Genomic DNA, 9,439 nt, shown 5'->3' with positions numbered 1-9,439 from the left:
CGGCGTGCCGGTACGCTTGAGAATCCCGACCACGGTGAAGGGCTTGTCGTCATGCTTGACCAGGCTGATCGCCGCCACGCCGTGGGCCAGCACCAGTTTGTCACCCAGTTTGTAATGCAGCGCCTCGGCCACTTCGGCGCCCAGCACGACTTCGAATGGATCGGTGGCGAACGCCCGGCCATCGGCCAGTTCCAGGTGTTGCTGGCGGCCGTACTGGTAATGCTCGAAATAGGCCTCGGTGGTGCCCATCACCCGATAGCCGCGATGGGAATCGCCGAGGGACATGGGAATCGCCCACTTCACTTTCGGGTTATTGGCGAACTGCTCGAAGCTGTCCCAGCGGATGTTGTTGGTGGCGTTGCCGATGCGAAACACCGAGTACAGCAGCAGGTTCACCGAGCCGGAACGGGCGCCGACGATCAGGTCGGTGCCGCTGATGGTGCTGGCGAAACTGGTTCGCGCTTCGGTGCGCACGCGTTCCACCGCCAGCAGCAGGCACACCGACAGGGCAATGGCAAATGCAGTGAGGATCGCGGTGAAGCGGCGGTTCGCCAGGCTGGCCATGGCTAGACGGAACAAATACATCTCAGACCTCGAGTGGCGTGGCGGCACGATTGAGATCGGCCAGCGAGAGGTTACGGTCGAACAGCGGCGCCAGGCTCTGGTCATGGCTGACAAACAACAGGCTCGACCCGGCCTCGCGGCATTCCGCAAACAACAGGCGCAGGAAATTTTCCCTAGCGTCGTAGTCCAGGGCCGAAGTCGGTTCGTCGGCGATCACCAGTTCCGGTTGGCCGATCAAGGCGCGGGCGGCGGCGACCCGTTGTTGCTGGCCGATGGACAATGAATCGGCGCGCCGCTCCAACAGGCTTGGATCGGTCAGCCCCAGGTGGGCCAGCAAGGCGGCGGCGGCCTGGTCGATGCTGCCGTGACGCTGGATAGCCCGTTGCGCGCGCAGTTTGGAAAAGTGGCAGGGCAGTTCGACATTCTCGCGTACCGAGAGAAACGGCAGCAGGTTGAACTGCTGGAAGATGTAGCCGGTATGGTCCACACGGAAGCGGTCGCGGCGGCCGGCGCCCAGTTCGCTGAGTTCCTGGCCGAGCAGGCGGATGCTGCCGCGATCCGGTGTCTGCACACCGCCCAGCAGTCCCAGCAAGGTGGTCTTGCCGCTGCCGCTCGGACCCTTGAGGAACACGGTTTCGCCGGCTTCCAGGCGAAACGCCGGGATATCCAGCAAGGGCGGATGCCCGGGCCAACTGAAGCCCAGGTTGGACAATTCGATGAGTGCTTGGGTCATATCGCCGGTTTTTCAGGTTAACGGGAGTTCCTGTGGGAGCGAGCCTGCTCGCGAAGGCGCCGGCACATCCAAACCGATGTTGACTGACTCACCGCATTCGCGAGCAGGCTCGCTCCCACAGGGTTTTTGCGGTGAATCAGAATTTCAGCGCTGGCGCCTTGGCCGTCACTTCCACGCCTTGCTGGCCGCTCGGGCTGATCAGTTGTACCTGAATTTTCTGGGTGGCCGGGAAGGTTTTGAACAGCGTTGCCAAGTCCAGGTTCTTCAAGGCGCCAGGGGTGGCGCAGGTGAATTGGTAGTGGGCGTGGATCTCGCTGTGTTCGCCATGGTGTTCGTCGCCATCGGCGTCTTCGTCATGGTCTTCATGGTCCGGTTCATCACCGAACAACGGGCTTTCCAGTTCCTGCTGGGCCACGGTGCAGTTGGCGGCGGCTGGCAGGTTGAACAGCGCCAGCGGTTTTTCCAGTTGCGCGCGCACGGCGGCGACCTTGGCCTTGTCGGCATCGCTGGTGGCGGCGTGTTCGAAGCCCACGAGGTTCATCGCCGGGCTTTCCAGTTCCAATTCCAGGGTCTGGCCGTCCAGGGCGGCGTTCAATCGGGCGACACCGTGTTCATGGGCGCCGAGGCTGCCATGTTCGTGATCATGGTCATGCTCCACCGCGGCGTGAGCGACGGCCAATGGCAGCAGGGCGAACGGCAAAGCGAGAAGCAGACGACGCATGACGAGTCTCCGAAAAGGTTATGTAATCTTATAACGAAAGTGCGCAGAGTTTGACCGTCTGCTTGGCGTCGCGCAAGGCCCATGGGAGCATGCGAACATGAAATCTTCAGGAGCACGGTGATGTTGCGGATACGCGGAACCGTCGGCGAGTGGCCGGTGGACTTGACGATCGAAATGGATGAGGGCGACTGGGCGCAGCTCGGCGCGCAATTGCAAGTGGCCCAATCAGAGGGGGCGACGACGGCCCCGGCCAAGTCGACGAATCAGGACGATGCCCAGTGGCAGATCGCCCGGGAACTGCTGCGCAAGGCCGGCCAACTGAGCGGCCCGGACCTGCTGGAACAACTCGAAGGCCTGACCGGCAGCGCCTCGTCAGGCAAGCGCCTGCTGGTGCGCCTGCGCCACAGCCCGGATGTAAAAGTCATCAGCGGCGGCGACACACCGCTCTACAGCTGGCACGAAACAGTGTAGGCGCTGTGTAGGCCGTGTAGGAGCTGCCGAGCGAAGCGAGGCTGCGATCTTTACCCCAGACCACTTGAATCTCAAGTGAAAGATCAAAAGATCAAAAGATCGCAGCCTCGCTTCGCTCGGCAGCTCCTACGCAGCTCCTGCACTGCAATCAATACAACGCGGCGAACAGCTTGCGGCGGTAGGTCGTTACCAGCGGATGGTCGTTGCCCAGCAGTTCGAACACTTGCAGCAAGGTCTTGTGGGGCAGGCCCTCGTTGTAGCTGCGATTGCGGATGAACAGCTTGAGCAGCGCATCGAGGGCCGCTTCGTACTGTTGGCGCGCCAGTTGCTGGATCGCCAGTTGATACACCGCCTCATCGTCCTGCGGATTTTGCGCCAGGCGCGCCTTGAGGTCGGCGGCGTCCGGTAGATCCTTGGCCAGGCCGAGGAACTGGATCTGCGCCTTGGCACCGGCCAGTGCGGCCTTGTGCTCGTCGCTTTTCACCGCGTCGAGCACTGTCTGTGCCTCGCCCAACTCGCCGCGCTCGGTCAGGCAGCGAGCGTAGAGAATCAGCGCCTTGGCGTTGGTGTTGTCTTCGCCCAGCAGCACCGTGAGCACGGCTTCGGCATCGGCGAAGCGGCCTTCGTCAAACAGCGCCTGGGCCTGTTCGAACGGATCGGCGGCGGCTGGCGGCGGCATCTGCACATGCGGCTCGAGCATTGCCCGCACCGCCGATTCCGGCTGCGCCCCGGCGAAACCGTCAACCGGCTGGCCGTCCTTGAACAGCACCACGGTCGGCAGGCTGCGAATGCCGAAGCGGGCGACGATGTCCTGCTCGATGTCGCAGTTGACCTTGGCCAGCAGCAGTTCACCCCGATAGCTCTCGGCGATGCCTTGCAACATGGGCATCAGCGCCTTGCACGGCGCGCACCACTCGGCCCAGAAATCCACCAGCACCGGTTTGTGGAAGGAGTTTTCGATCACCGACTGGTCGAAATCGGCCGTGGTGGCGTCGAAGATGTAGGGCGTGTCCTGGGTCATGGGAAATCTCGTAGAACGCTTGAATGGGGCAACTATACGGCTTGGTTGGGGTGGCTGAAAGCGGGGAGGTCTTTCGTCTTGTGGTGTCTGGCAGGACGCCTTCGCGAGCAAGCTCGCTCCCACAAGGATCGCATGAACACTTGAGATCCCTTGTGGGAGCGAGCTTGCTCGCGATGCTTCTAGGGTCAACGCCGCGCGTGGTACAGGCTCACATGCCGAAACTCCTCCGGCTCGGCCAGGTCCGGCAAGGTCATGGCCTCGAGCATTTCGATGCGCCGGTACAGCGGATGCTGGAAATCCCGCACCCGGGAATCCGCCACCAACGCCTCGCGACCCCGGCTGAGAAACTCATCGAGCAGCGGCAGGTTGGCCCGGTCGTAGAGCACGTCGGCGACCAGGATCAGATCGAAGCGATCAGCCTCGGCGAAGAAATCCGTCGAATAACCCAGCTCGACGCCGTTGAGTTCGGCATTCGCCTGGCACGCGGCGATGGCCAGCGGATCCAGGTCGCAGGCCACCACTTCCAGCGCGCCGGCCTTGATCGCCGCGATGCCCGCCACACCGGAACCGGCACCGAAATCCAGCACTCGCTTGCCCTCGACCCACTGTGGCTGTTCGGCCAGGTAGCGCGCCATCGCCAGGCCGCTGGCCCAGCAAAAACTCCAGTAGGGCGGTTCGTGGAGGATGCGCCGGGTTTCCTCTGGGCTGAAGGCGCGGTCCATGTTGTCGCCGTCAATCAGCCACAACTTCAAGTCTGTGCCCGGTAGCGGACAGGCCACCAAACGCGCATCGCCAAGCAACTCGCCCAGCGCTTGTTGCAGGTCCTGCGGTGCCGTCATGGCGCTTTGACGAATTGCAGGACGCCCAGCGCCTGGGTGGTCGGTTGGCTGATGCGTTGCTCCGGCAGGTGCAGGATCAACTGGCCCGACTGGCTGGCCCGGCCGCGCAATTCCACGCGGGCGCCAACGGGGAACGCCTCGGGGTTGAAGCGCAGATGGAACGGCAGGGCCTGATTGGTGCCGATCAGGCTGGAACTGGCGAGCAGTTGCTGCGGGCGATCCTTGTCATCGATCACCAGCAGCGCCAGCTCCACTTCGGCGCCGGCCGGCACGCCTTGCAAGGTACCGCTCAATTCCCGCTGGTACGCCGGAAGCGGTCCCAGCTCCGCCGCCTGGCGGGCCTTCTCCTGGGCCTGTTTTGGTGCGGGTGCTGGCGCCGGTGGGGCGGGTTTGGGGGCGTCGCTGCTGCACGCCATCAGCAGGCTGAAAAGGCTGAGCAAAACAATGGATCGTAGCGGCATGGGTGGCTCCAGCAAGGTGATTTCCATGGATCTGGCGATAAGCCCGTCTGTATACCGTAAACCCTATGGCTTGTCTTGCCAGTGGGATGCGCTACCATGGCCCTCCCTTTTTTTTGTTGCCTGCCACCATGCACTGTCCCTTCTGCGGTGCCAACGACACCAAAGTCATCGACTCGCGACTGGTCGCCGAAGGCGAACAAGTCCGCCGCCGCCGCGAATGCCTGGCCTGCGGCGAGCGTTTCACGACGTTCGAGACGGCTGAACTGGTGTTGCCGCGCCTGATCAAGACCGACGGCAGCCGCCAGCCGTTCGACGAAGAAAAACTGCGCGCCGGCATGCAGCGCGCCCTGGAGAAACGCCCGGTGAGCGTCGAGCGCCTGGAAGCGGCGCTGGTGCACATCAAGCACAAGCTGCGCGCGACCGGCGAGCGCGAGGTCAAGTCCCTCGTTGTCGGCGAGCTGGTGATGGCCGAGTTGCAGAAGCTCGATGAAGTGGCCTACATCCGCTTCGCCTCGGTCTATCGACGCTTCCAGGACTTGAACGAGTTCCGCGAAGAAATCGACCGCCTGGCCCGCGAGCCGGTGAAAGAATGACCAGCCCGGCGCAGCAAGCCGTCCTTGACGCTCATTACATGGCCCGTGCCCTGGAACTGGCGCGGCGCGGTCACTACAGCACCCACCCCAATCCGCGCGTGGGTTGCGTGATCGTGCGGGACGGGCAGGTGGTCGGCGAAGGCTGGCACATCCGCGCTGGCGAACCCCACGCCGAAGTCCATGCCCTGCGCGCCGCCGGTGACAACGCCCGGGGCGCCACGGCCTACGTGACCCTCGAACCGTGCAGCCACCATGGCCGTACGCCGCCGTGTGCCGATGCGCTGGTCAACGCTGGCGTGGCGCGGGTGGTGGCGGCGATGCAGGACCCCAATCCCGAAGTCGCCGGTCGCGGTCTCCAACGGCTGGCCCAGGCTGGCATCGCGACTGAAAGCGGCGTGCTCGAAGGCGAAGCGCGCAAGCTCAACGAAGGTTTCCTCAAGCGCATGGAGCACGGCCTGCCGTTCGTGCGGGTCAAGCTCGCCATGAGCCTCGATGGTCGCACCGCCATGGAGAGCGGCGAGAGCCAGTGGATCACCGGCCCCGCTGCACGTTCGGCGGTCCAACGCCTGCGGGCCCAGGCCAGTGTCGTGCTGACCGGTGCCGACACGGTGCTGGCGGACAACGCCCGGCTGACCGTGCGCGCCGACGAGCTGGGGCTGGACGCCGAGCAGACTGCGTTGGCCATGAGCCGCCCGCCATTGCGCGTGCTCGTGGATGGACGCCTGCGGGTGCCGCTGAACGCGTCGTTTTTCAAGGCCGGCCCGGCGCTGGTCGCTACCTGCATGGCGGTGGAAGAACAGTACGCCAACGGTCCCGAATGCATGATCGTGGCGGGTGAAGACGGTCAGGTCGATTTGCGACGGCTGTTGGTTGAATTGGCGGCCCGAGGCGTGAATGAAGTGCTGGTGGAGGCCGGCCCGCGACTGGCGGGAGCATTTGCCCGGCAAGGCCTGGTGGACGAATTCCAGATTTTCATTGCCGGCAAGTTCCTCGGTTCCACAGCGCGGCCGCTGCTCGACTGGCCACTGGCACAAATGAAAGACGCGCCACTGCTGAAAATCATCGACATTCGCGCCGTGGGCGATGACTGGCGAGTCATTGCCGTCCCCGTTCCGCTGGCGAGCGTATAATTTCCGGCTTTCGCGCAAGCGACGGCCTGTTCTCGAGGAGGACTCCATGTTTACCGGCATCATCGAATCCATCGGCAGCATCCGTGCACTCACCCCCAAGGGCGGCGATGTGCGGGTCCATGTCGAAACCGGCAAGCTCGACCTGAGCGATGTCAAGTTGGGCGACAGTATCGCCGTGAACGGTGTCTGCCTGACCGCCGTCGAGCTGCCGGGCAACGGTTTTCTCGCCGACGTCAGCCGCGAAACCCTCGACTGCACCGCCATGAATGATCTCAAGAGTGGCAGCCCGGTCAACCTGGAAAAAGCCCTCACGCCGACAACCCGCCTGGGCGGACACCTGGTCAGCGGCCATGTGGATGGCGTCGGTGAAGTCGTTTCCCGTACCGATAATGCCCGGGCCGTGGAGTTTCGTATCCGCGCCCCGAAAGAACTCGCCAAGTACATCGCCCATAAGGGCTCGATCACCGTCGACGGCACCAGCCTGACGGTCAACGCGGTGGATGGCGCCGAGTTCATGCTGACGATCATTCCCCATACGTTGAGCGAAACCATCATGGCTTCGTACCGGCCAGGCCGCCGGGTCAACCTGGAGGTCGACTTGCTGGCCCGTTACCTGGAGCGCCTGCTGTTGGGCGACAAGGCCGCAACGCCTGCTACCGGTAACATCACTGAAAGTTTTCTGGCCGCCAACGGCTACCTCAAATCCTGACCCAAGGGGGTGCCGAGTGGCGCTCAATAGCATCGAAGAACTGGTTGAAGACATCCGCCAAGGCAAGATGGTCATCCTCATGGATGACGAAGACCGCGAGAACGAAGGCGACCTGATCATGGCCGCCGAATGCTGCAAGGCCGAACACATCAACTTCATGGCCAAGCACGCCCGCGGCCTGATCTGCATGCCGATGACCCGCGAGCGCTGCGAACTGCTGAAGCTGCCGCTGATGGCGCCGCGCAACGGTTCCGGCTTCGGCACCAAGTTCACCGTGTCCATCGAGGCCGCCGAGGGCGTGACCACCGGTATCTCCGCCGCTGACCGCGCGCGCACCGTGCAAGCCGCTGCGGCCGCCGACGCCAAGGCCGAAGACATCGTCAGCCCCGGCCACATCTTCCCGCTGATGGCCCAGGCCGGCGGCACCCTGGCCCGCGCCGGCCACACCGAAGCGGCGTGCGACCTGGCGCGCATGGCCGGTTTCGAGCCCGCCGGCGTCATCTGCGAAGTGATGAACGACGACGGCACCATGTCCCGTCGCGCGGAACTGGAAGCCTTTGCCATCGAGCACAACATCAAGATCGGCACCATCGCCGACCTGATCCACTATCGGATGATCCACGAACGTACCGTTCAGCGGATTGCCGAGCAGCCGCTGGACAGCGAACTGGGCCAGTTCAACCTGGTGACCTACCGCGATTCGGTGGAAGGCGACGTGCACATGGCGCTGACCCTGGGGACTGTTTGCGCTGAAGAACCGACGCTGGTTCGCGTGCATAACATGGACCCGCTGCGCGACTTGCTGATGGTCAAGCAACCAGGCCGCTGGAGCCTGCGCGCCGCCATGGCCGCGGTGGCAGAGGCGGGCAGCGGCGTGGTGCTGCTGCTCGGACACCCGCTCGATGGCGATGTGCTGCTGGCGCATATCCGCGAAACCACCGAGCAACAACCGGTGAAAAAGCCGACCACCTACAGCATCGTCGGTGCCGGCTCGCAGATTCTTCGCGACCTGGGCGTACGCAAAATGCGCCTGATGAGCGCACCCATGAAATTTAATGCGATATCCGGTTTCGATCTGGAAGTTGTAGAATACGTGCCCTCCGAATAATGGCCCGGGATTCCCGCCCTGTATTCGTGGCTAATATCACTGAGGAGCGCGTATCGAACGTGCTCCGGCTCTTTAAGAGATCTGACGAATGACCCTGAAGACCATCGAAGGTACCTTCATCGCCCCCAAGGGCCGCTACGCGCTGGTAGTCGGCCGTTTCAACAGCTTTGTGGTTGAAAGCCTGGTCGACGGCGCGGTCGATGCGCTGGTTCGCCATGGCGTGAGCGAAGGCGACATCACCATCATCCGTGCGCCTGGCGCCTTCGAAATTCCGCTGGTTGCGCAGAAAGTCGCTCAAAAAGGCGAATATGCGGCGATCATCGCCCTGGGCGCGGTCATTCGTGGCGGTACTCCGCACTTCGAATACGTGGCGGGCGAATGCACCAAGGGCCTTGCCCAGGTGTCCATGGAGTTCGGCGTGCCGGTCGCTTTCGGCGTGCTGACCGTTGATTCCATCGAGCAAGCCATCGAACGTTCCGGCACCAAGGCCGGCAACAAAGGCGCCGAAGCTGCCCTGTCCGCCCTGGAAATGGTCAGCCTGCTGGCGCAGTTGGAGGCCAAGTGATTAGCGACGAAAGCGATCGTTTCAACCCGCGCGATCCAAAGCCTGCGGACGCCGGCAAGCCATCGAAAAGCGCCAAGCGTCGCGAAGCCCGTCAGCTCGCGACCCAGGCCCTGTACCAATGGCACATGGCCAAGCAATCGCTGAACGAGATCGAAGCTCAATTCCGGGTCGATAACGATTTCAGTGATGTCGATGGTGCGTACTTCCGCGAGATCCTCCACGGGGTTCCGCAATTCAAGACCGAAATCGACACTGCCCTCACGCCTTGCCTGGACCTGACCATCGAAGAGCTGGATCCGGTTGAACTGGCGGTCCTGCGCCTGTCCACCTGGGAGCTGCTCAAGCGCGTCGACGTACCGTATCGCGTGGTGATCAACGAAGGGATCGAACTGGCGAAGGTCTTCGGTTCTACCGACGGCCACAAGTTCGTCAACGGTGTGCTCGACAAGCTCGCCCCGCGCCTGCGTGAAGCTGAAGTGAAGGCGTTCAAGCGCTGATTGGCGCTTGAACAGGTGTCCTGTCTC

Annotated in this window: 13 protein-coding genes; 7 read left to right on the top strand and 6 right to left on the bottom strand. The window is 63.3% G+C overall.

What is annotated here, in order from left to right:
- From OC610_RS14525 to OC610_RS14515, 3 genes are all read right to left on the bottom strand, one after another.
- The coding region (locus OC610_RS14525) for an ABC transporter permease (protein ID WP_264428605.1) at positions 1 to 585 on the bottom strand (585 nt) is incomplete at its 3' end.
- 1 nt (position 586) lies between these two features.
- Positions 587 to 1,297 (bottom strand): ABC transporter ATP-binding protein, encoded by a 711-nt coding sequence (locus tag OC610_RS14520; RefSeq protein ID WP_264428603.1) that lies wholly within the window; start codon positions 1,295 to 1,297, stop codon positions 587 to 589.
- A gap of 136 nt (positions 1,298 to 1,433) precedes the next feature.
- Positions 1,434 to 2,018: a DUF2796 domain-containing protein gene (locus tag OC610_RS14515; RefSeq protein WP_264428601.1), complete on the bottom strand. Its 585-nt coding sequence runs from the start codon at positions 2,016 to 2,018 to the stop codon at positions 1,434 to 1,436.
- 120 nt (positions 2,019 to 2,138) lie between these two features.
- Here OC610_RS14515 and OC610_RS14510 point away from each other — a divergent pair, with 120 nt between their 5' ends.
- The gene (locus OC610_RS14510) at positions 2,139 to 2,489 is read left to right on the top strand and encodes a hypothetical protein (protein ID WP_264428599.1); all 351 of its coding nucleotides are present in this window, start codon (positions 2,139 to 2,141) and stop codon (positions 2,487 to 2,489) included.
- Between the two features lie 148 nt (positions 2,490 to 2,637).
- On the opposite strand, the gene trxA is transcribed toward OC610_RS14510, so the two are convergent.
- The 3 genes from trxA to OC610_RS14495 form a co-directional block, all read right to left on the bottom strand.
- Positions 2,638 to 3,510, bottom strand: coding sequence for a thioredoxin (gene trxA, locus OC610_RS14505; protein ID WP_264428597.1), 873 nt, complete (start codon positions 3,508 to 3,510; stop codon positions 2,638 to 2,640).
- A 185-nt stretch (positions 3,511 to 3,695) separates the two neighbouring features.
- Complete coding sequence (locus tag OC610_RS14500; RefSeq protein ID WP_264428595.1) at positions 3,696 to 4,349, bottom strand: class I SAM-dependent methyltransferase; 654 nt, start codon at positions 4,347 to 4,349, stop codon at positions 3,696 to 3,698.
- A complete protein-coding gene (locus tag OC610_RS14495) occupies positions 4,346 to 4,810 on the bottom strand; it encodes a YbaY family lipoprotein (RefSeq protein WP_264428592.1) in 465 nt (154 codons plus the stop codon). The genes OC610_RS14500 and OC610_RS14495 overlap by 4 nt, the downstream gene beginning before the upstream one ends.
- A 128-nt stretch (positions 4,811 to 4,938) precedes the next feature.
- Here OC610_RS14495 and nrdR point away from each other — a divergent pair, with 128 nt between their 5' ends.
- The 6 genes from nrdR (at position 4,939) to nusB (ending at position 9,412) form a co-directional block, all read left to right on the top strand.
- On the top strand, positions 4,939 to 5,403 hold the full coding sequence (nrdR, locus tag OC610_RS14490; protein WP_013694316.1) for a transcriptional regulator NrdR: 465 nt from the start codon (positions 4,939 to 4,941) through the stop codon (positions 5,401 to 5,403).
- Entirely contained in the window at positions 5,400 to 6,533 is a 1,134-nt protein-coding gene (ribD, locus tag OC610_RS14485) for a bifunctional diaminohydroxyphosphoribosylaminopyrimidine deaminase/5-amino-6-(5-phosphoribosylamino)uracil reductase RibD (protein ID WP_264428590.1), read from the top strand. The genes nrdR and ribD overlap by 4 nt, the downstream gene beginning before the upstream one ends.
- Positions 6,534 to 6,579: 46 nt before the next feature.
- Positions 6,580 to 7,242, top strand: coding sequence for a riboflavin synthase (locus tag OC610_RS14480; protein ID WP_264428589.1), 663 nt, complete (start codon positions 6,580 to 6,582; stop codon positions 7,240 to 7,242).
- A 16-nt stretch (positions 7,243 to 7,258) separates the two neighbouring features.
- Positions 7,259 to 8,350 (top strand): bifunctional 3,4-dihydroxy-2-butanone-4-phosphate synthase/GTP cyclohydrolase II, encoded by a 1,092-nt coding sequence (ribBA, locus tag OC610_RS14475; RefSeq protein ID WP_181288415.1) that lies wholly within the window; start codon positions 7,259 to 7,261, stop codon positions 8,348 to 8,350.
- An 88-nt stretch (positions 8,351 to 8,438) separates the two neighbouring features.
- Positions 8,439 to 8,915 (top strand): 6,7-dimethyl-8-ribityllumazine synthase, encoded by a 477-nt coding sequence (gene ribH, locus OC610_RS14470; protein ID WP_181288414.1) that lies wholly within the window; start codon positions 8,439 to 8,441, stop codon positions 8,913 to 8,915.
- Positions 8,912 to 9,412, top strand: a complete 501-nt coding sequence (gene nusB / locus OC610_RS14465) for a transcription antitermination factor NusB (protein ID WP_057713127.1) — start codon at positions 8,912 to 8,914, stop codon at positions 9,410 to 9,412. Before ribH ends, nusB begins: the two co-directional genes overlap by 4 nt.
- Positions 9,413 to 9,439 lie beyond the last annotated feature (27 nt).

This window comes from Pseudomonas agronomica (assembly GCF_025917275.1).
In the GTDB taxonomy this organism is placed as follows: domain Bacteria; phylum Pseudomonadota; class Gammaproteobacteria; order Pseudomonadales; family Pseudomonadaceae; genus Aquipseudomonas; species Aquipseudomonas agronomica.
Note: the sequence above shows the minus strand (reverse complement) of the source record. Positions and strands in the feature narration are given on the sequence as shown.